Raw genomic sequence first — 19,712 nt, 5'->3', positions numbered from 1 at the left:
GCCATCATGATTGTCCGATTCTGCGCCGCAGCGTTCGTTTCGCTTCTGACGATCAGCGCTGCCCACGCGCAGGTTCGCGCTCCTTCGAGGCTACCGGATCCCCGCAGCGAGTTCATGCGTCAGTGTGCGCCGCGGATGCTCGGGCGCTGGGAGCATCCCGAGGAGGTCTGCGGCTGCCTGCATGATCACGCCGTTGCTGCCGTCGAGGACCGCGATCTGCGCGAGGCGCTGTTGCGCGGCATCAGCGAGACCGGCGTGCCAACGATCGAGACTGATTGGGTGCCCGCGTCCAAGCAGGGCGAGATCGGCTCGACCTTCACCAAGATCGCCAAACCGACCTTGCAGTGCATGTTCGACCCGGCGAAGTCGTAACCATCACTTCGATTTCGGACCGAAGCGCGGAACGCAGGCGATGGTCCGCGCCACGCCCTTGTCGGTCATTCTCGCACCGCGCACTTCCTTGACCTGCCCGGCGGGGCAGGTTCCGTCATCCACTTGCACGCGCTGGCCGAGCTTGAGATCGGTGATGTCCTGTTCACGTCCGACAGTGACGGCATGCGCCGCCGTCGCGAGGGCGACCGAGATCAGCAGCGAGAGGCAGGTCGCGCGGTGCAGCAGCATGATGTGAGGTCCCGGCATCGATGCCGCAATGTAGGGAGCGGCAGGCGATTCTCATAGTGAACGTTCGTCACGCCCGCCGGGCCGGCCGATTTGCTCCTCGCGCGCAAGGCGCCACGCGACTCCAGCGCGAGCCGTTCGGCGGGGGCCACGAGTTGCGGAACCGCGTGGCCGGAAAATCCCAGCACGAACCCGGGCAGGGGACGCGCGCGCGAATAGGTGTCGGCCAGTAGCCAGCCTTCCGCGCCTGCCGCCTGCTTCGCTTCTGCCGCCGCCGACAGCTCGACCGATGGATCGAACCGGGCGACGAGGTGCAGCCCTTGCGACGGCACAGGCACCGACAACGCGCCGTCGGATGCTGTTTCCAGGGTCTCAGCCAGCGCGTCGCGCGCCTCGCGATAGAGCTTTCGTACCCGGTTCAGGTTGGCGGCGAACGCGCCGGAATTGAGCATGTCGGCCACCGCGCCCTCCATCAGCGTGCCGGGAAAGCGGTCGAGCGCGGCGCGCGCGGCCGTGACGTCCGCGATCAGCCGCTCGGGCAGCGCGCAATAGCCGATGCGCAGGCCCGGAAACAGCGTCTTGGCGAACGTGCCCATATAGATCACGCGCTGGAGATGATCGATGCCGGCAAGCGACATCAACGGCGCGCCGTCATAGCGGAACTCGCTGTCGTAATCGTCCTCCAGCACGAAGGCGCCGGCCTGCTTCGCCCAATCCAGCAGCTCCAGCCGTCGCGGCATCGACATCTGCACGCCCAGCGGAAACTGGTGCGACGGCGTCACATAGGCCGCGCGTGCGGACGATGCGGCGGTGCGGCCCTTGGCGACACGTATCCCGTGCTCGTCGACGGGAACGGGCACGGCGCGATAACCGCAATGCGAAATGGTGTTTCGCGCAGCGGGGTAACCCGGGTCCTCGCACCAGACCTGATCGTTGGGCTTCAGGATCGCGCTCAGCACGATGCGCAACGCGTGCAGCGTGCCCGAGGTCAGCATGATCTGATCGGGGTCACAGCGCAGTCCACGTGCCGACAGCAGATGATCGGCGATCGCCGCGCGCAGCTCGCGGCTGCCGCGCGGATCGCCATAGTGCAGATGCTCGGACCCGAACGCGCGCATGCGCCGCCCGAGGAAGGCACGGAAGCGCTGCAGCGCGCGCTCGTCGATATGGGTACAGCCGAGCGAGAATGCGCCCTGTCGCGGCGCTTCGACCACGGTCTTCGGCTTCTTCGGTTCGGCGGCGCGCGCCGGTATCCGCGCTGCAACGAAGGTGCCGGAGCCGACGGTCGCAGCGGCAAAGCCGTCAGCGATCAGCCGTTCATAGGCAGTGACGACGGCGTTGCGGCGGAAGCCGGTCTGCTTGGCCAGTGTCCGCGACGGCGGCAGCGGCTCACCGGGTTTGACCAGGCCGCCGACAATCATCTCGCACAGCGTCTGGTACAGCCGGTGCGCCGATGACGCGCCCGCGGTGATGTGCGGGCCGGTCAGGTCGAGCGGCAGTTCGGCCTTGGCGGGCGAGGGGACTAAATTGGTCGGAATTTTTCGCATGGAATTGGCACTATCGCAGACCAAATCCGCGGCTACAACTCTCCTGGAATTGTTCCAAGCCCGACAGGAGCGGCCGTGAGCCAGACTGAAAGCCAGAATTCCTATCCGACGTCAGCGCGCAATCAGGTCAAGCGCCGTCACGACCGCGGCTTCTACGATCACGACACGGTTCACCGCATCCTGGATTCCTCGATGCTCTGCCACGTCTCCTATGTCATCGACGGCCAGCCCTATTGCACGCCGACCTTTTTCTGGCGCGAAGGGACCAAACTCTATTGGCACGGCTCGAGCGCGAGCCGCATGCTGCGCAACCAGACCAGGGGCGAGCGCGTCTGCCTCACGGTTGCCCATCTCGACAGCCTCGTGCTGGCGCGCTGCGGCTTCAACCATTCCGCCGACTACCGCGCCGTGATGGCGTTCGGCACTGCCTATCTCGTCACCGATCCCGAGGAAAAGGAGCGGGCGGTGATCGCGATGGTCGATCGCTTCTTCCCGGACCGCACCGCGACCCTGCGTCAGAGCAACACGCAGGAGATCAAGGCGACCTCCTTCATCGCGATGGAGATCGAGGAGGCCTCGGCCAAAGTCCGCGCCAAGGGTGTGGCTGACGACGACGAGGACTACGAATTGCCGATCTATGCCGAGCGCATCCCCGTGCGCACCGTCTTGGGCGCGCCGGAGCCGTGCCCGCGCCTGCTGGATGGCGTAACCCGGCCTGCGACGCTGAATGGCTATTCGGAAGGCCGGCTGCTCGAAGATGCATTGCGGGATGCTTATTTTGTGGAGTACCCGAACGGCTGAAATCGGCTAGCTTGCGCGCACCATTGACCAATTGGATGCCTGGAGTTGCCCGATGAATGCCGAAACGCAGCAGAGGATTCTTGACGCCGTCGATGTCGGCTTCGAAGCCCAGCTTGCGACCACAAGCGATTTCGTTGCGATCCCTTCGACCCGCGGGGCCGAGGGGCCGTGCCAGGACATGATCGGCGACCTCCTGCGCGAACGCGGCTACGAGGTCGACGACTGGCACATCGATGTCGATGACCTCAGGGATCTGCGTGGTTTCGGTCCGATCGAGCACGATTTCTCCAAGGCGCGCACGGTAGTGGGCACCTACCGCCCGCAAACGAACGGCGGCAAATCGCTGATCCTCCAGGGGCACTGCGACGTGGTGCCCGCGGGGCCGCTGGAACTGTGGGACACGCCGCCATTCTCGCCGGTCATCAAGGACGGGATGATGTTCGGCCGCGGCGCCTGCGACATGAAGTCGGGTACGATCGGCGCGCTCTACGCGCTGGATGCGATCAAGGCTGCGGGTTTCAGGCCGACGGCGCGGATCCACTTCCAGTCCGTGATCGAGGAGGAGAGCACCGGCGTCGGCGCGCTCTCGACATTGCAGCGCGGCTATCGTGCCGACGCCTGCTTCATCCCGGAGCCGACCGGCGGCAAGATTGTGCGCTCGCAGGTCGGCGTGATCTGGTTTCGCCTGCGCGTGAAGGGCCATCCGACCCACGTTGCCTTCGCCGGCTCCGGCGCCAACGCAATCATGGCGGCCTATCATTTGATCCAGGCGCTGCAGAAACTCGAGATCGAATGGAACGAGCGCGCGAAAGCTGATCGGCACTTCAAGACGCTGAACCATCCCATCAACTTCAACCCCGGCATCATCAAGGGCGGCGACTGGGCCTCCAGCGTGCCGGCATGGTGCGACGTCGATTGCCGTATCGCGGTCCTGCCGGGCTGGTCGATCGCCGATCACCAGAAGGAGATCATGGCCTGCGTTGCGGCTGCTGCGCGCAACCACCGCTTCCTTGCCAACAATCCGCCGGAGGTCGAATGGTCGGGCTTCCTGTCGGAGGGGTATGAACTGACCGACTCCGCGGCGCCGGAGGCTGCGTTCGGCAAGGCCTTCAGCACCGTCTATGGCGGCGAAATCGAAGACCTCGTCTTCACCGCACTCACCGACACCCGCTTCTACGGTCTCAATCACGGTATCCCAAGCCTCTGCTTCGGCGCGAGCGGCGGCGAGATGCACGGCTTCAACGAATTCGTCGACCTGGAGTCGCTGAAGAAGTCGACCAAGGCGATGGCCCTGTTCATCGCGGATTGGTGCGGGGTGGAGAAGGCGTAGGTCTCTCCGCCGTCATTGCGAGGAGCCCTTGCGACGAAGCAATCCAGACCGTCGCTGCGGAAGCAGACTGGATTGCTTCGCTGCGCTCGCAATGACGGGCGGACGGTCCTGTAGGGTGGGCAAAGGCGCGCTTGCGCCGTGCCCACCATCTCTCTTCGATCTTGCACGAAAGGATGGGCACGCTTCCGCCTTCGCTCTTCGAGCTACGGCGGACAAGTCGCTTGGCCCACCCTACGGCATCTCGGCCGGGACGGCCGCTGCCCGAAACACGGGCGCGTCCAAATGCTTTAAGCTTAAAAGAAAGACTAGGACGCCGTCCTGACTGGTGGCAGACTGGCGCCCAGTTCGACGGCCGAATCCTAGGGTGTCACGATGCGCGATTGGGATGATGCTTATGCCAATTCGGCCCATATCCCGGGCTCGGACAAGATGCCGGCCCAATGGGCGGAGCGGGCGGCGGCTTACCGCGCCGGCCTGAAAGACTTCCGCGCGGACGTCGCCTACGGCCCGGGCGAGCGCCAGCGTCTCGACCTGATCCTGCCAGACGGCGACAGCAAGGGCCTCGTCGTCTTCGTGCACGGCGGCTACTGGATGCGCTTCGACAAGTCGACCTGGACCGATGTGGCCGAAGGCGCGCGGCATCACGGCTGGACGGTGGCGCTGCCGAGCTACACGCTGACGCCGGCCGCGCGCATCTCCGACATTACCGCAGAGATCACCGCCGCGATCGCCAAGGCGGCTTCGCTCGTCTCCGGCCCGATCCGGCTCGCCGGCCATTCCGCCGGCGGCCATCTCGTCACGCGCATGCTGTGCAACGACAGCCGGCTCGAGCCTGCCGTCTACAACCGCATCGCCGGCACGCTCTCGATCAGCGGGCTGCATGATCTGCGACCGCTGCTGAAGACGAAGATGAACGACACGCTGCGCATGACCATGGAGGAGGCGACGCTTGAAAGCGCGGCGCTGCACCTGCCGCGGGGACATTCGCCGGTCACGGCCTGGGTCGGCGGCGGCGAGCGGCCCGAATTCATGCGTCAGTCCGATCTGATCGCCAATGTCTGGACCGGCTTCGACGTGCCGACGCGCCTCGTCGTCGATCCCGGGCTCAACCATTTTACGGTGATCGACGGACTGAAGGATCCGTCGTCCCCGATCACCGCGCGCCTGATCGGCCTCGACTGACGCGGCGAGGATCGATCGATCGAAAGGGCCTGCCATGACGTCCAGCGATTACGATCCCACGAGCGAAGGCGCCGAGACCGATTTCGCCCGGCGCATGTCCTACGGCGACTATCTGGCGCTGGATGCGATCCTCGGCGCGCAGCATCCGCTCTCGGAGGCCCATGACGAGATGCTGTTCATCATCCAGCATCAGACCACGGAGCTGTGGATGCGGCTTGCCATCCACGAGCTCAGCGCCGCGCGCCGCGCCATCGCCAGGGACGAAGTGCAGCCCGCGATGAAGATGCTGGCGCGGATGTCGCGCATCTTCGAGCAGCTCAACGGCGCCTGGGACGTACTGCGCACCATGACTCCCAGCGAGTATACGCGTTTCCGCTCGCAGCTTGGCCAGTCCTCGGGCTTCCAGTCGCGTCAGTACCGGCTGATCGAATTTCTGGTCGGCAACCGCAACCACGCCATGCTCAAGCCGCACGCGCACGATGTGGAAACGACCAGGCTGCTCGAAGGCGAGCTTGCCACGCCGAGCCTGTACGACGAGGCGCTGCGGCTCGCCGACCGCAGCGGGCTCAAGATGCCCGCGTCCGTGCTGGCGCGCGACGTTCGCGAGACCCACAGCTTCAACGAGGGCGTGCTCCAGGCCTGGCGGATCGTCTACGAAGCGCCGGAGACGCATTGGATGCTCTACGAGCTTGCCGAGAAGCTGGTCGATTTCGAGGACTACTTCCGGCGCTGGCGCTTCAACCACGTCACGACGGTCGAGCGCGTCATCGGCTTCAAGCGCGGCACCGGCGGCACCGGTGGCGTCAGCTATCTCAAGCGCATGCTGGAGGTCGAGCTGTTCCCCGAGCTCTGGCGCGTCCGTACGATTCTGTAGAGATCCCATGACCAAGCTCCGCGTCTATGACGACACCAGGGCCTTGTTCCATTTGCCCGAGGGCGTGATCTATCTCGACGGCAATTCGCTCGGCGCGCTGCCGCTGGGCGTCGCCGAGCGCGTCGGCAACGTCATCACGGCCGAGTGGGGCATCGAGCTGATCCGCGCCTGGAATAGTGCGGGCTGGTATGCCCAGCCGCGCCATGTCGGCGATCGCATCGCGCGATTGGTCGGTGCGGAAGCCGGCTCCGTGATGGTCGGAGACACGCTGTCGCTCAAGGTCTACCAGGCACTCGCCGCCGCGCTCGACATGAACGCATCGCGCAAGGTGGTCCTGTCGGATACCGGCAATTTTCCCACCGATCTCTACATGGCCGAGGGCCTGATCGCGACGCTCGGCCGCGGCCATCAATTGCGCCTGGTGGCGCCGGAGGAGATCGAGGCCGCGTTGTCGGAGGAGATCGCGGTCCTCTACATCACCGAGGTCGACTATCGCACCGGACGGCGCCACGACATGGCGACGCTGACGGCGAAGGCGCATGCGCTCGGCATCGTCACGGTCTGGGACCTCGCGCATTCGGCCGGCGCGCTGCCGGTCGATCTCGCTGGCTGCGGCGCCGATTTCGCCGCCGGCTGCACCTACAAATACATCAACGCCGGCCCCGGGGCGCCGGCCTTCCTCTACGTCGCCCCGCGCCACGCCGACGGCGTGCGCGCCGCGCTGTCGGGGTGGATGGGTCACGCAAAGCCGTTTGCGTTCGAGCTTGGCTACGCGGCGGCCGGCGGGGTCGAGCGCATGCGCGTCGGCACTCCGCCGGTGCTCGCAATGGCGGCGCTGGAGGCCTCGCTCGACATCTGGGACAGGGTCGACATTCGTGAGGTTCGTGCGCGCTCGCTGGCACTCGGCGATCTCCTGATCGCCGAGGTCGAACGCCGCTGCCCCGAGCTCAAGCTCGTCACCCCGCGCGCGCACGAGCACCGCGGCTCACAAGTCTCCTTCGCGTTCGACGGCGGCTACGCCACCATGCAGGCCCTGATCGCCCGTGGCCTCATCGGCGATTTCCGCGCGCCTGACATCATGAGGTTCGGGATTACACCGCTCTACATTGGGGAGAGCGAGATCATGCGAGCAGCCGAGATCATCGAGGAGGTGATTGCAGGCGAGGTCTGGCGTCGGCCGGAATATCAGGTCGTGAACGCGGTGACCTGAAGAAGGTCTCGTGCCCCGGACGCGGCGCAGCGCCCCCGGCGATGCGAAGCATCGTCCGGTGCGGTGCGCTGCAGAGCCGGGGCCCACGCTGCACTGAACTCCGTATCGAGATGGGTCCCGGCTCTGCGCAGCAACGCTGACGCGTTGCAGCGCGTCCGGGACACGAAAGCTGCGATCAAGCTATTTGAGTCCACCCCACAACGCCGTCACGATCGCATCTAGCCCATCCGTCAGCGCCGCCGGCCCCGGCTGCAAGATGATCGGCGACTTGATCTCGACGATGCGGTCGTCGCGCACGGCGGGGATCTCGTTCCAGCAATCGCGCGCGCGGATGCGGGCAGGGACAACTTTCTTGCCGCACCAGGAGGCAAGGATCACGTCGGGCGCTGCCGCGCGTACCGCCTCCGCCGAGACGATGCGATCCTTTGCCGCCTGCCGATGTCGCAACTCCGGAAACACATCCTCGCCGCCGGCGATCTCGATCAACTCGCACACCCAGCCGATGCCGGAGATCAACGGATCGTTGCCGCTATCTCTGCGAGGCGCCGTTCGAGATCACGGGCAAGGCCTTCGGCGCGTTCAGCGGCGCCGACCAGCGCACCAAGTGTCCGGATCATCGCCAAAATCCCGGCGATGTCGCGCTGATTGAAAACATGGACGTCCACGCCCGCGCGCACGAGATCGGCGACGATGCCGGCCTGGAGGTCGGAGAAGGCCAGCACCAGCTCCGGTTCCAGCGCCAGGATCTTCGGGATGTCCGCGGAGACGAAGGCCGACACCCGCGGCTTCTCCCGCCGCACCTGAGGCGGGCGGACGGCGTAGCCGGAGACACCGACGATGCGGTCCTGCTGGCCGAGCAGGTACAGCGTTTCGACCGTCTCTTCGGTCAGGCAGACGATGCGGCGGGGCGGGAAGTGGCGCATGGGAAGAGCATATGCGCAAATGCCGTCGCCGATGTCAGCAGGGCCATTACCTCGGACGTCATTGCTTTGCCGCCCGAAGCAATTCACGCTGAAACAACAAAGAATTGGGAGGAGATCCGATGACGCCGCTCGAGAAACTTAAAGCGATGAAGATGCCGTTTGCCGAGCTCAAGGGCGTCGAGTTCGTCGAGGCCGAGAAGGACCGCGTGGTGGCACGGATGACGGTCAGGCCCGACCTCTGCACGCTCCACCACACCATCCACCGCGGGGCGGTGATGGCGCTCGCCGATTCCGTCGGTGCCGCCGCGACCGTAATCAATCTGCCGGAGGATGCCAAGGGCACCACGACGCTCGAGAGCAAGACCAACTTCATCGGCGGGGCGAAGGAGGGAACCACGGTTATCGCCACGGCTACACCGGTCCATCGGGGACGGCGGACCCAGGTCTGGAGCACCCGGCTGGAGACCGAGGACGGCAAGCTGGTTGCCGTGGTGACCCAGGACTCAGCTGGTCCTCGTATGACCACGGGGGCTTGATTTTATTAACGAATAGGTCGCTTTCGATGCCTGAAACTTGGGCAGGTTCCCGTCTTGAAAAATATGCTGCGACGCACAATATTGGGGACCTAGGGATTCGAACGCCTCCTCGAGGGACACCAAGAGGAGTTTTGACGTGGTACTTGAAGACACGACCCGCACGACGCCCGTTCCGGGCTATGTGCGGACCTTGAGCCAGCAGGAAGAATTGCCGCTTCTGCGCGATCACCTCCTGCGGCTTGAGTCCGCAAGCCGGCACGACCGTTTCAACGGCTTTCTCGACGACAGCTTCATCGAGCGTTACGCCGCCCGCTGCGCCGAGGACGGCACCGTGATTGTCGCCTACATCGTCGACGGCGTAGTCCGCGGTGCGGCCGAGCTGCATCCGCCGGAGGACGATTCGTTGCCCGAGGTCGCCTTCAGCGTGGAAGCCTCGGCACGGCGCCAGAACGTCGGCACGATCTTGTTCAGCCGGCTGATCGCGGAAGCGCGCTGGAAAGGCTACAAGCGCCTGCGCATCACCACCGGTGCCGAGAATCACGCCATGCGGGCGCTCGCCAGGAAATTTGGAGCGAATCTGCAATTCCGTCATGGCGAATCGACCGGCACGATCGATCTCGCCAAGACGCCCGAGGCCGAGCTCGCTGAACTCGCGGCCTCGCCCTTCACGGCCGGTCGCGCTCTTCTCAGCTTCAATTCGACCTGCTGGAAGATCATCTCCAGCATGTACGGCAATCGCGCCGCCTAAATCCCAACGCGGACTGGAATCAAAAAAGCGGACCGGCAAAACCGGTCCGCTTTCGTATTTGGGATGGGGAATTGAGCGCTCAGGTACCGGTGCGCTTGTCGTTGCCGAAGCGGCGGACGACACGGCGTTCGACCACCACCGAGCGCTGCGCACCCTGTTCGCCTGCGATCACGCGCGTGGCGGTGATGCGGCCGTTGGTGCGGGTCTGCTTCTTCACCTCGGCCTGCACGATTTCGAGCGGCATGCCCATCAGCGCTGCCGCGATCTCGGCCTGCTGCTCATGATCGTCGGTGATGCCGACGGCGGCGAAGATCGCCTCGTCCAGGGTCGGCGGATCGTGGCGCACGCGCCGCGTGCCATATTTGGTGTTCCAGTCTGCGCTCATAACGGCCTCGGTTTGATGCCGGGATACCTAGTGCCGGAGATGTTGCATTGCAATATGAATTTGGTGTGGCATCACAGCTATGCGCTCACAGCTTTTCGAGCCTGCTGGCCTCTTAGAGGTCGAGCGTGGTCGGCCCTGTGGCCAGCGAGCGCAAGGTGCGTACGAACTCACCGGATGCAGGTACCGCAAAGTGGGCGGCGAGCGCGGCGCGGTCGGCCCATTGCTCGAAGAACACCAGCCTGAGCGGATTCTCGCAGTCGACATGCACTCCATGGGAGATGCAGCCGGGTTCCTGTCGCGACCGATGAACATGCTCGAGGCTCAGGCGGCGCGCCTCGTCGAACGTCTCGGTGCGGACCGTTACGCTGCCAGTCACAACGATCATGCGATGTCTCCCGACGTGATTGCCGCTAGGGCAGGGATGCCTCGCGGGGCGTTTCTTTCATCGGTGCCTGCGGCCAGCGTTTCAGCGCCGCGTGTCCGGCCTCGGTGAGCCCGTAGATTCCCCGGTCTGCACGTTCGAACCAGCCATACACATTGTTAAGCAAGATCTTGCCGGCATCGGGACAGCGCTTGCGCAATTCGCGCACCTTTCGTGGCCCACCGACGAGTTCCGACGCACAGGCCAGCGCCTGCTGGCGATAGGCCGTCATGATCGGCGCGCGGGTGCTGCCGCCGAGCACGGGATCGCCCTGGCGGCGCTGATGTTCGGCGACGAGGCGAGAGCGCTTTTTCGGCTCGCGGCGCGGCGCTGCCGTCGGTGGCTTCACCAGCACCTCGACCTGGCCACGCTCAGTCACCCCAAGCATACCGAAGCCGAGGCGGCGGCACAGATTGCGATAACGCGCATCGCTCTCGCGTCCCTTGCCGCGGATCGACATCTTTGCAGCGATCCAGACCTCGTCGCCGGCCGGTGCGCGGTCAACCGCCTGGAGGATCAGCTCGAGATTGAAGGCGAGCTTGAGCTCACCAATCACCACGACAGGCGGATCGCCCGCGCTGAGGCCGACGAGGTCGCAGCCGCCGATCTCGCCCTTGACCGTGAAGCCGAGCTCTTCGAGGAAGCGTTTGACGGGCAGATAAAGCGCGGTTTCCAAGGAAAGCGTCCGGGTCTTGCGTTCCGATCCGAGAATCAGTTGCGGCCAGTTTAGCCCGGAACGCAGTTGTGGCTCTGCGCCATTTGATCGGGAACCGATGGTGCGGTTATCCTGCGACCGGGACAGTCGGGCGCTTTACGAAGATGACGATCAGGAATGGCCTCTATCACATTCGCATCGAGATGCTGGATGCCGTCCAGGGCGGCAATCAGGGCGTCATGGTCCTGCGCGACGGCACCATGCGAGGCGGCGATTCATTTTTCTTCGCCTATGGCAGCTACACCTCGGCCGACGGCAAGTGGAAGGGCGAGTTGACCAACGAGGAGCATTCGCCCTCGTTCGACGAGCGCCCGGTGTGGGGCCGCAAGGTCGTGACTATTGGCTTCAGCGGCACCTACACAGGCGAGACCGCCTATGGCGAAGGCATCGCGCTCGCCGGCAAGCAGAGCATCCGCTTCAAAGGCGATCTGCGGCTATTGGTGCCGGACTAAACCCGGCCGCTCACCGGGATCAGCGCGCCGGTGACGCCGCTCGCGGCCTCGCTGGCGAGGAAGAGGATCACCTCGGCGAGTTCCTGCGGTGTCACCCATTTGGAGAAATCCGCTTTCGGCATGTCGGCGCGGTTGGCCTTGGTGTCGATGATCGACGGCAGCACCGCATTCACGGTCACCTTGCCCTTCCACTCGTTGGCAAGCGCCTCGGTGAGGCGATGCACGCCGGCTTTCGACGCCGCATAGGGGCCCATGCCGGAACCTGCCTGAAGCGCGCCCATGGCGCCGATATTGACGATGCGGCCGGCCCCGGATGCGGCGAGATGCGGCAGCGCCGCGTGCGAGGTGTTGAGGGCCGTCAGCACGTTGAGCGCATGCATGCGCTGCCACGTCTTGATGTCGCCGTCGCCCACGGTCTCGAACGCGAAGCCGCCGGCGATGTTGATCAGCGCATCCAGCCTGCCGAACTGCTTTGCCGCCGCCTCGACCGCCGTCTTCGCTTGCGCTGGGTCGGACAGATCGACGCCGCCGATCTCGATGCGCTCGGGCGTTGCCGACATCTGCGAGGGTGCGTGATCGATGCCGGCCACACGCGCGCCGCGCGCCAACGCTGTCTCGGCGACAACCTTGCCAAGTGCGCCGAGCGCGCCCGTCACGATCAGAACCTTGCCTTGCATCGTCGTTCTCCCGGCACGGCCGCTTACGATTGCAGATAGCGCGCCTTCAGCGCCGTTTGCTCCGGTGTGCCGAGCTTGAGGCCGTCGCGCAAGTAGGTTTCGAGATCGCCATATTCGTTGGAGACGGCCTCGAAGGCAGCACCAAGATATGAGGCTTCGACGCTGCCGATCGTATCGAGGACGTCGGCGGGAAGATCGGAAGCGTTCGATGCGTCCCGCTTGTAGTGCTGGTTGGTCAACAGGTAGTCCTCGGCAATGACCTCGTCGGTCACGCCGAGCGCATGCAGGATCAGCGCGCTTGCAAAGCCGGTGCGGTCCTTGCCGGCGGTGCAGTGGATCACCAGCGGCGCGCGGTCTTCCAGGAGATGGCCGAACAGCGCGCGAAAACTGTGCGTGTTGTGGCGGACATAGTTGCGGTAGGACTCCCGCATGAGCTCGAGCGCGACCGGCGCGGTGAGCCTGCCCTCAGCAAGCTCGGCGCGCAGCGCGGCGACGACCGTCGGCTCGATCGGCAGCGAATGCACGGTGATCTCGTTCACGACGCAGACGCCGGCCGCGCGCTCCTCGACGCCGCGAAAATCGAAGGCGCTGCGCACGCCCAGCGCACGGACGATCTCGACGTCGGCGGGCGTGAGCTGGCCGAGATGGTTGGAGCGGAAGATGTGGCGCCAGCGCGTGGTGCGGCCATCCGAAGTCGGATAGCCGCCGAGGTCGCGAAAATTGCTGGCGCCTTGCAGGGCGAGGTGGCGGGCAGGGGAATCTGGCATGAGATCAGCTTGGGTTATGTTTCCACTGGACGCACTACGGCGTCCTTGAGTGCATTCAAGGGGGCAATCATGAGCCGGCACAAGGCCATTGTTTTGGCGATCACCATGCTGTCGGGCGGAATTATCGGTGCGGGACAGGCGGACGCGCAGACGTTCCGGACCTATCGCTGCGCCGATGGTACGCAGTTCATCGTGGGATTTTATGACGATGACAAACGCGCCTTCCTCCAGATCGACGGCGAACCTGTCACGCTGAAGAAGCGGCTGGCGCTTTCTGGCACCCGCTATTCGGGGGCAGGGATCACACTGAGGATCGGCAAGACCGGAGCGACCACGGTCCAGCATCTGAAGCGGCCGGTCACTTCCTGCACGGTGATCGAAAAGCCCGCGCTCTAACCGGAAGTCCAGCAGGAATCAAAAAGGGCCGAAACCTCGTTGTTTCGACCCTTTTTCAAACTTCCGTCGGACGCTTGCGCGCGCGCGGCGGTATCATACCAAACACAAACATTAGCGTTCCCATTTGGGCTTTGCTTCGTCGACCGCATCCTGGTGGTACCAGCTGTCGCTGCAGATCGAGACGTTCGCAGGAAGCGAAGCATGATCGGCGGGAAGACGGGTGTCGCCATAGCGGCGTCCGGCGAGAGCCGCGCGGCCCCCGACAGGGAATTGGTAGATCGTTGCAGATCCGTGATTCAGACCATTATTCATCATTGCGATTGCTCCTGGGTCGAAGCGCCTTGGCCTCCATGGTGCGCCCGACTCGTTCGATTGTGGTTACTGGATTCCCCATATCGGCCGCGCATCCCGAATTGGAAAGTGCTGAAAAGGAAATCAGTTGCTGCCCAATCTGTAGGCAGGTGACCCTCTGCACCCCCCTAAGGCACCGTGTCGGTGGCTAACGCCTGGGCCATTCCAAAGGTTGCTAGGCAGAGGCGCAGGACTTTGCGAAAGTTGCTGGACGTTGATGCGCGTTTCATCGGCAACCTCCGGCAACGGTGCGTCTGCTCCAGAATCAGGCGTTTTCCGCGGGATTTTTGCAGTGCAGCTTCACGCGAAGGTGCGCGGCTATGACGCACGCCGCCGGGGACGGTTTGCCGTCGGGGGCCGATCCCGGCCGCGGTGGAAAACCTCCCGCGCTGCGGCCTTTTGGCACGCAAAATGCTTGTAGAGGGTCGGCCGATGATGGCCGGGTACAAACGTGCGGGGGCTCTCAACCCCACCTTTCGCATCATCTACAGAGAGGCTCAATGACCAAGTATAAGCTCGAGTACATTTGGCTCGACGGATATACGCCGACTCCGAACTTGCGCGGCAAAACACAGATCAAGGAATTCGCGTCGTTCCCGACGCTCGAGCAGCTTCCGCTCTGGGGCTTCGATGGCTCCTCCACGCAGCAGGCCGAAGGCCACAGCTCCGATTGTGTGCTGAAGCCGGTCGCCGTGTTCCCGGACGCCGCGCGCACCAACGGCGTGCTCGTGATGTGCGAAGTCATGATGCCCGATGGCAAGACCCCGCACGCCTCCAACAAGCGCGCCACCATCCTCGATGACGCCGGCGCATGGTTCGGCTTCGAGCAGGAATACTTCTTCTACAAGGACGGCCGTCCGCTCGGCTTCCCGGCCTCCGGCTATCCGGCGCCGCAGGGCCCGTACTACACCGGCGTCGGCTTCTCGAACGTCGGCGACGTCGCCCGCAAGATCGTCGAAGAGCATCTCGACCTCTGCCTGGCTGCCGGCATCAACCATGAAGGCATCAACGCGGAAGTCGCGAAGGGCCAGTGGGAATTCCAGATCTTCGGCAAGGGCTCCAAGAAGGCCGCTGACGAAATGTGGATGGCCCGCTACCTGATGCTGCGCCTGACCGAAAAGTACGGCATCGACATCGAGTTCCACTGCAAGCCGCTCGGCGACACCGACTGGAACGGCTCGGGCATGCACGCCAACTTCTCCACCGAGTACATGCGTACGGTCGGCGGCAAGGAGTACTTCGAGGCGCTGATGGCGGCCTTCGACAAGAACCTGATGGACCACATCGCCGTCTACGGCCCGGACAACGACAAGCGTCTGACCGGCAAGCACGAGACCGCGCCGTGGAACAAGTTCAGCTACGGCGTTGCCGATCGCGGCGCGTCGATCCGCGTTCCGCACTCCTTCGTCAACAACGGCTACAAGGGCTATCTGGAAGACCGCCGTCCGAACTCGCAGGGCGACCCATACCAGATCGCTTCGCAGATCCTGAAGACGATCGCGTCCGTGCCGGCCGACAAGAAGGCCGCGGCCTAAGTGTCTGTTCCAAAACATGTTGAGTCGAATGAATCGGTTGTGATTCAAGGTGAGCGGCCTGATTCGATGGGGACGCGCCGCCAATGTGGACTACCGAGAACCGTGCACGCTACGACCGCAGCCGCCTGCGCTATCCGAGCGACTTGACCGACGAGGAGTGGGCGCTGATCGCGCCTCGCATCCCGCCGGCCAAGCGCGGCGGCAACAAGCGTACGGTGGACCTGCGCGAGATTGCCAACGGGCTGATGTACATCCTGAGCACAGGTTGCCAGTGGCGCGCGATCCCCAAGGACCTGCCGCCGCGCTCGACGCTGTATGGCTACTTCGATCTGTGGAGCTGGAACGGCACGCTCGATAAAATTCATCACGCCCTCTATGTCGAATGTCGCGAAAGGGCCGAGCGCGAGGCTTCTCCCACCGCCGCCATCATCGATAGCCAGAGCGTGAAAAGCGCTGAAAAAGGGGGCCTCATGATCTCCATGGCTACGACGCGGGCAAGAAGATCAAGGGCAAGAAGCGGCACATTCTCGTCGACACGCAAGGCCTCTTGATGCACGCCATCGTGCATGCGGCGGACATCCAGGATCGCGACGGCGGCGTGCTCCTGATGGCAACGTTGTTCGGCCTCTATCCCTTTCTTCTGAAGCTCTACGCCGACGGCGGATATCAAGGGCCACATTTCCAGAAGGGGCTGCGTAGCGCTCTGAAGCGCGTGAACCTCGAAATCGTCAAACGCTCCGATCAGGCTCACCGTTTCGTCGTCTTGCCCAAACGCTGGATCGTCGAGCGTACCTTTGCCTGGCTCGGGCGATGCCGAAGACTGTCCAAAGATTGGGAATGCTTCAATCACAGGGCGCTCGCCTTTCTCAAGCTGGCCTCCATCCGACTCATGCTGCGAAAGCTATGCAATCCAAGGTAATCTTTCCGGACAGACTCTAAGATCCTCCCGGCCCGGGCCGGGGGGCTGGCCCGGGTTGGTCTTCAATCCGTCGGAGCCGAAAAGGCTCCGGCGGATTTTTGCATTCCGATGACAGCCGTTGTTGTGGGTCTGCCGGCCATGCCGGCTTGAAGTCTGTCCATCGCCGGCGAAACCGGGATAGAATGCCCCGGGATGCGCGGGGCCGGGGACACGGCTGGTGTTTGAAGGCTTCTACAAGGTGCGATTTCAGCTCGGCGACGCGGTCGGCCGGAGCGTGATGCATGTCGGCAATGGCAAGATGCTCGGCGGCAATTCGGCCTTCGCTCATATCGGCACCTATGCGAGGACCGAAGCCGGCGTCGACATCGTCATCAAGACGGTCCGCCACAACCCGGACCCGAACTACCGCGCCATGGCCGGCACCGACGATGCGACCTTGCTTGCGAAAGGCTGGGCCGACGGCGATCTCTATCGCTTCAAGGGCGAGCTGAAAGAGCTGCCCGGCGTGCCCTTCCAGTCGGTGATGACGCCGATCACCGAAGACGAGGTGCCGATCGCGGGCGGCGTCGGGGAGGCCGGCATCGCCGACGGGCTCTATTCGATCCACCTTCGCATGCTCGACGGCGTCGATGGCGGCCTGACCGGCGTGATGTTGCTCAACCAGGGCCGCATCCTCGGCGGCGATGCCTCGTTCTACTATCTCGGCAGCTACACCGCGGCCAAGGGGCGCTGGAAGGGTCAGATCCTCAACCAGGAGCACACGCCGGCCAAGGACGATCCGATCTTCGGCGGCCGTGAGGTCGGCATCGGTTTCTCCGGCACCTATGACGCGGAGCAGGCGGTGCTGGAGGCAACGGCGCTCGCCGGCAAGCGCAGCCTGCGCCTGACCGCCGCGCTCAAGCTGATGCACCGCGCCTGATCGCGACAGGAATAGCCCATGGAAAAAATTCGCATGCTCTCGACGCTCGGCCTGATGGGCGCGATGCGCAGCCTGTCCTCCGCCTTCGAGGCCGCCCACGGCATCCATGTCGATGCCGACTTCGCGCCAACCCTGGCATTGCTGAAACGGCTACGCGACGGCGAGGCCGCCGATCTCATCATCCTCACCCGTGAGGGGCTCGACGAGATGATCGGCGAGGGCCGCGTGGCCGCAGATAGCGCAGCCGATCTGGCGCGCTCCTTCGTCGGCATTGCCGTGCGGGCAGGGCAGGCGCATCCCGATATCGGCGGCGAAGCCGCGCTCCGCAAGTCGCTGCTCGCGGCGCGATCCGTCGCCTATTCGCGGCTGGGCGCGAGCGGTGTCTATTTCGCCCAATTGATCCAGCGATGGGGCATCGCAGCCGAGATCAACGCCAAGGCCACCATCGTCGAGCAGGGCTTTACGGCGGAGCGGCTCATCAGCGGCGAGGCTGACCTCGCCGTGCAGCAGATCAGCGAGCTGAAGCAGGTCGAGGGCATCGAGGTCGTCGGCCCGATCCCGCACGATTTGCAGACACCGGCCGTGTTTTCCGCCGGCCGCATGGCCAATGCCAGACATGCCGAAGCGGCCGATCGTCTGCTGCGCTATCTGGCATCGCCAGAGGTCGTCCCGGTGCTGCGCCAATCGGGACTCGAGCCTTGAATTTGCCGGAGCAGAGACGCAACGTGGTGCCCATGCGGACTTGTCTCCTTGCCATCCTCCTCACGCTTGCAGCGCCGTTATCGGCGCACGCGCAATCGGCCGATCTCGTCCTGTGCGACCGGGTGGCCGCCGATCCCAGCGATCCCGACAAGCCGGCCGATGTGAAGGGCGTGACGGAGCTTGCTGCATCCGACATTGCGACCGCCGTCAAATTCTGCAAGCAGGCCGCACCGTCGTCGCGGCGCGCGATGTTCGCGCTCGGCCGCGCCTATGCCGCCAAGCGGCAGACGGCGGAGGCGATCGCCGCCTGGCGCAAGGCGGCCGACAAGGGATCGAGCGCGGCGATGGTCGAGCTCGGCGTCGCCTACGGCACCGGCTCCGGTGTCGCGAAAGACGAAGCACAAGCACGCAAGCTGTTCGAGCGGGCGGCGCAGGCCGGCAATCCTCGCGGTGTCAGCAATCTTGCCGCGCTCGGCGGCGCCGGCGGTGCTGCGCCGGCCGATCCCGCACAGGCGCGCGCGCTGCTCGGCAGGGCGGCCGAGACCAACGCGGAGGCGCAGTACCAGCTTGGCCTGATGCTCTCCAACGGCAACGGCGGCGAGAAGGACGACGTCGCGGCGCGCGCGATGTTCGAGAAGGCGGCGGCGCAAAACCATCCCGGCGCGCTGGAGCGGATGGGCGCCTTCGCGCAGGAAGGCCGCGGCGGTGCCAAGGACAAGGACGCCGCAAAGACCTACTACGAGCGCGCTGCTGCGCTCGGCGACGAGGATGCCAAGAAGGCGCTGGAGCGGCTGCGCTGCCCCTATGCGATCAAGGACAAGCAGGGCAAGCTCGTCACCACGCTGTGCTTCTAGCTCACTTGTAGTAGTAGGCGACGTTGTTGCGGGCGTCGCGATAAGTCGTATCGAGAAAGTCCGGATATTGAGCGGCCGCGCGCGCGACGGCGCGCACGACGCACTCCCAGAAATCGCCTATCCAGTTGAAGTGCTCGAAGGTGGCATCTTCGAACTTCACGGCGGTGATGATGGCCTGCCGGATTGCTGCGCCATCGGCGCGTGGATGGGCGCGCTTCACATAACCGAACATCGGTCCCTCATGGGCGTGGTCGCGGTCGTAGCGGTATTTCTCGGCCATCTGCTGCGGGGTGAGGGTGCGATAGACGCGCACCTCTTCGTCGGTCGGGCGTCCGTCGAGTGTGTCGAGCCGGTAGCGCCGGCACCTGAGCTCGAAGGCCGCATCGAGCAGCGGCTGCTTTGCAGCGCTGGCGATGATCGCTGCGATCTGCGCTTCGGCTGAAGGCTCTGTCTGGTTCATGCCGCTTTGTCGTGCGCTCACTCCGGCGGGTTCGAAGGGGCCTCAAGGATGAACCAGCTCCGGCACGGGCCGTTGAACCACAACATGAGGAGGACCGCCCGGGATCGCACGAAACAAAAAGTCAAAAACAACCCCATGCACAGTAGCCAAGTCGTCGAAATCACTAAGTTCGTATTTTACGAAAATCAATTGACCCGTCGGGCAAAACAGGGGCATGATGGCATCATGCGGCGAGTGGGCTCCGCTCCCGGCCCTGCGCTGAAAAGCCGGATGACCTCGGTGCGTCTGAGTTCGTAGTGCATGATTCGAGGCTCCAGTTTCGGAGCTTGAATCATGTCCGCGGTGATACCATCAAGCCGCATTGGCCCTGCGAGGCGCCGCTAACTGGTT

General features: G+C 64.5%; 22 protein-coding genes and 3 pseudogenes. 15 read left to right on the top strand and 10 right to left on the bottom strand.

Features of this window, described 5'->3' with window-relative positions; translation table 11 throughout:
• The first annotated feature begins 6 nt into the window (after positions 1–6).
• Entirely contained in the window at positions 7–372 is a 366-nt protein-coding gene (locus tag HAP41_RS27430) for a hypothetical protein (RefSeq protein ID WP_063983641.1), read from the top strand.
• Between the two features lie 3 nt (positions 373–375).
• Here HAP41_RS27430 and HAP41_RS27425 read toward each other — a convergent pair whose 3' ends face one another.
• Together HAP41_RS27425 and pdxR are read right to left on the bottom strand one after the other, a co-directional pair.
• Complete coding sequence (locus HAP41_RS27425) at positions 376–621, bottom strand: DUF6719 family protein (protein WP_166096189.1); 246 nt, start codon at positions 619–621, stop codon at positions 376–378.
• Positions 585–2,165: a MocR-like pyridoxine biosynthesis transcription factor PdxR gene (gene pdxR / locus HAP41_RS27420; RefSeq protein ID WP_224580727.1), complete on the bottom strand. Its 1,581-nt coding sequence runs from the start codon at positions 2,163–2,165 to the stop codon at positions 585–587. The genes HAP41_RS27425 and pdxR overlap by 37 nt, the downstream gene beginning before the upstream one ends.
• A 75-nt stretch (positions 2,166–2,240) precedes the next feature.
• Between pdxR and HAP41_RS27415 the strand changes: the two genes are divergently transcribed.
• The 5 genes from HAP41_RS27415 to kynU all read left to right on the top strand — a co-directional run bounded on the left by HAP41_RS27415 (position 2,241) and on the right by kynU (position 7,562).
• Entirely contained in the window at positions 2,241–2,966 is a 726-nt protein-coding gene (locus HAP41_RS27415; RefSeq protein WP_071914547.1) for a pyridoxamine 5'-phosphate oxidase family protein, read from the top strand.
• Positions 2,967–3,018: 52 nt separating this feature from the next.
• Positions 3,019–4,296, top strand: coding sequence for an ArgE/DapE family deacylase (locus HAP41_RS27410; protein ID WP_166096194.1), 1,278 nt, complete (start codon positions 3,019–3,021; stop codon positions 4,294–4,296).
• 372 nt (positions 4,297–4,668) lie between these two features.
• Positions 4,669–5,478 (top strand): hormone-sensitive lipase, encoded by an 810-nt coding sequence (locus HAP41_RS27405; protein ID WP_166096197.1) that lies wholly within the window; start codon positions 4,669–4,671, stop codon positions 5,476–5,478.
• Between the two features lie 34 nt (positions 5,479–5,512).
• On the top strand, positions 5,513–6,352 hold the full coding sequence (kynA, locus tag HAP41_RS27400) for a tryptophan 2,3-dioxygenase (RefSeq protein ID WP_166096202.1): 840 nt from the start codon (positions 5,513–5,515) through the stop codon (positions 6,350–6,352).
• Positions 6,353–6,359: 7 nt separating this feature from the next.
• Entirely contained in the window at positions 6,360–7,562 is a 1,203-nt protein-coding gene (kynU, locus tag HAP41_RS27395; protein ID WP_166096203.1) for a kynureninase, read from the top strand.
• Between the two features lie 180 nt (positions 7,563–7,742).
• Here the strand turns inward: kynU and HAP41_RS27390 are convergent.
• A pseudogene (locus HAP41_RS27390) lies at positions 7,743–8,485 on the bottom strand (cobalamin-binding protein).
• 119 nt (positions 8,486–8,604) lie between these two features.
• Here HAP41_RS27390 and HAP41_RS27385 point away from each other — a divergent pair.
• A pseudogene (locus HAP41_RS27385) lies at positions 8,605–9,007 on the top strand (PaaI family thioesterase).
• 150 nt (positions 9,008–9,157) lie between these two features.
• Complete coding sequence (locus HAP41_RS27380) at positions 9,158–9,769, top strand: GNAT family N-acetyltransferase (protein ID WP_166096210.1); 612 nt, start codon at positions 9,158–9,160, stop codon at positions 9,767–9,769.
• Positions 9,770–9,848: 79 nt separating this feature from the next.
• Here HAP41_RS27380 and HAP41_RS27375 read toward each other — a convergent pair whose 3' ends face one another.
• The 3 genes from HAP41_RS27375 to HAP41_RS27365 all read right to left on the bottom strand — a co-directional run bounded on the left by HAP41_RS27375 (position 9,849) and on the right by HAP41_RS27365 (position 11,251).
• Entirely contained in the window at positions 9,849–10,154 is a 306-nt protein-coding gene (locus tag HAP41_RS27375; RefSeq protein WP_166096216.1) for a hypothetical protein, read from the bottom strand.
• A 112-nt stretch (positions 10,155–10,266) separates the two neighbouring features.
• Positions 10,267–10,539 carry a putative quinol monooxygenase gene (locus HAP41_RS27370; protein WP_166096221.1) on the bottom strand — a complete coding sequence of 91 codons (273 nt, stop codon included), beginning with the start codon at positions 10,537–10,539 and terminating at the stop codon, positions 10,267–10,269.
• Between the two features lie 25 nt (positions 10,540–10,564).
• Entirely contained in the window at positions 10,565–11,251 is a 687-nt protein-coding gene (locus tag HAP41_RS27365) for a DUF2161 domain-containing phosphodiesterase (RefSeq protein ID WP_166096230.1), read from the bottom strand.
• A 143-nt stretch (positions 11,252–11,394) separates the two neighbouring features.
• Here HAP41_RS27365 and HAP41_RS27360 point away from each other — a divergent pair, with 143 nt between their 5' ends.
• Positions 11,395–11,742 (top strand): GrlR family regulatory protein, encoded by a 348-nt coding sequence (locus tag HAP41_RS27360; RefSeq protein WP_063983630.1) that lies wholly within the window; start codon positions 11,395–11,397, stop codon positions 11,740–11,742.
• On the opposite strand, the gene HAP41_RS27355 is transcribed toward HAP41_RS27360, so the two are convergent.
• Together HAP41_RS27355 and HAP41_RS27350 are read right to left on the bottom strand one after the other, a co-directional pair.
• Positions 11,739–12,419: an SDR family oxidoreductase gene (locus HAP41_RS27355; RefSeq protein ID WP_166096238.1), complete on the bottom strand. Its 681-nt coding sequence runs from the start codon at positions 12,417–12,419 to the stop codon at positions 11,739–11,741. The two genes, HAP41_RS27360 and HAP41_RS27355, sit on opposite strands and share 4 nt — an antisense overlap.
• A 23-nt stretch (positions 12,420–12,442) precedes the next feature.
• Positions 12,443–13,186, bottom strand: coding sequence for a tyrosine-protein phosphatase (locus tag HAP41_RS27350; protein ID WP_166096246.1), 744 nt, complete (start codon positions 13,184–13,186; stop codon positions 12,443–12,445).
• A gap of 69 nt (positions 13,187–13,255) precedes the next feature.
• Between HAP41_RS27350 and HAP41_RS27345 the strand changes: the two genes are divergently transcribed.
• Positions 13,256–13,582: an MliC family protein gene (locus HAP41_RS27345; protein ID WP_166105761.1), complete on the top strand. Its 327-nt coding sequence runs from the start codon at positions 13,256–13,258 to the stop codon at positions 13,580–13,582.
• A gap of 111 nt (positions 13,583–13,693) precedes the next feature.
• Here HAP41_RS27345 and HAP41_RS27340 read toward each other — a convergent pair whose 3' ends face one another.
• Positions 13,694–13,897 carry a DUF2735 domain-containing protein gene (locus tag HAP41_RS27340; RefSeq protein ID WP_028147811.1) on the bottom strand — a complete coding sequence of 68 codons (204 nt, stop codon included), beginning with the start codon at positions 13,895–13,897 and terminating at the stop codon, positions 13,694–13,696.
• A 536-nt stretch (positions 13,898–14,433) separates the two neighbouring features.
• Between HAP41_RS27340 and HAP41_RS27335 the strand changes: the two genes are divergently transcribed.
• The 5 genes and pseudogenes from HAP41_RS27335 (at position 14,434) to HAP41_RS27315 (ending at position 18,862) form a co-directional block, all read left to right on the top strand.
• Complete coding sequence (locus HAP41_RS27335) at positions 14,434–15,468, top strand: glutamine synthetase beta-grasp domain-containing protein (RefSeq protein WP_038943077.1); 1,035 nt, start codon at positions 14,434–14,436, stop codon at positions 15,466–15,468.
• An 83-nt stretch (positions 15,469–15,551) separates the two neighbouring features.
• Positions 15,552–16,387, top strand: a pseudogene (locus tag HAP41_RS27330) (IS5 family transposase).
• 217 nt (positions 16,388–16,604) lie between these two features.
• Entirely contained in the window at positions 16,605–17,306 is a 702-nt protein-coding gene (locus HAP41_RS27325; RefSeq protein ID WP_166096256.1) for a GrlR family regulatory protein, read from the top strand.
• A gap of 18 nt (positions 17,307–17,324) precedes the next feature.
• A complete protein-coding gene (locus HAP41_RS27320; protein WP_166096268.1) occupies positions 17,325–18,008 on the top strand; it encodes a substrate-binding domain-containing protein in 684 nt (227 codons plus the stop codon).
• 32 nt (positions 18,009–18,040) lie between these two features.
• Positions 18,041–18,862: a tetratricopeptide repeat protein gene (locus HAP41_RS27315; protein WP_166096272.1), complete on the top strand. Its 822-nt coding sequence runs from the start codon at positions 18,041–18,043 to the stop codon at positions 18,860–18,862.
• 1 nt (position 18,863) lies between these two features.
• Here HAP41_RS27315 and HAP41_RS27310 read toward each other — a convergent pair whose 3' ends face one another.
• Positions 18,864–19,322: a hypothetical protein gene (locus HAP41_RS27310; protein ID WP_166096275.1), complete on the bottom strand. Its 459-nt coding sequence runs from the start codon at positions 19,320–19,322 to the stop codon at positions 18,864–18,866.
• Positions 19,323–19,712: the final 390 nt, after the last annotated feature.

It is taken from the genome of Bradyrhizobium barranii subsp. apii (assembly GCF_011516635.5).
Taxonomy (GTDB): Bacteria; Pseudomonadota; Alphaproteobacteria; order Rhizobiales; family Xanthobacteraceae; genus Bradyrhizobium; species Bradyrhizobium barranii.
Note: the sequence above shows the minus strand (reverse complement) of the source record. Positions and strands in the feature narration are given on the sequence as shown.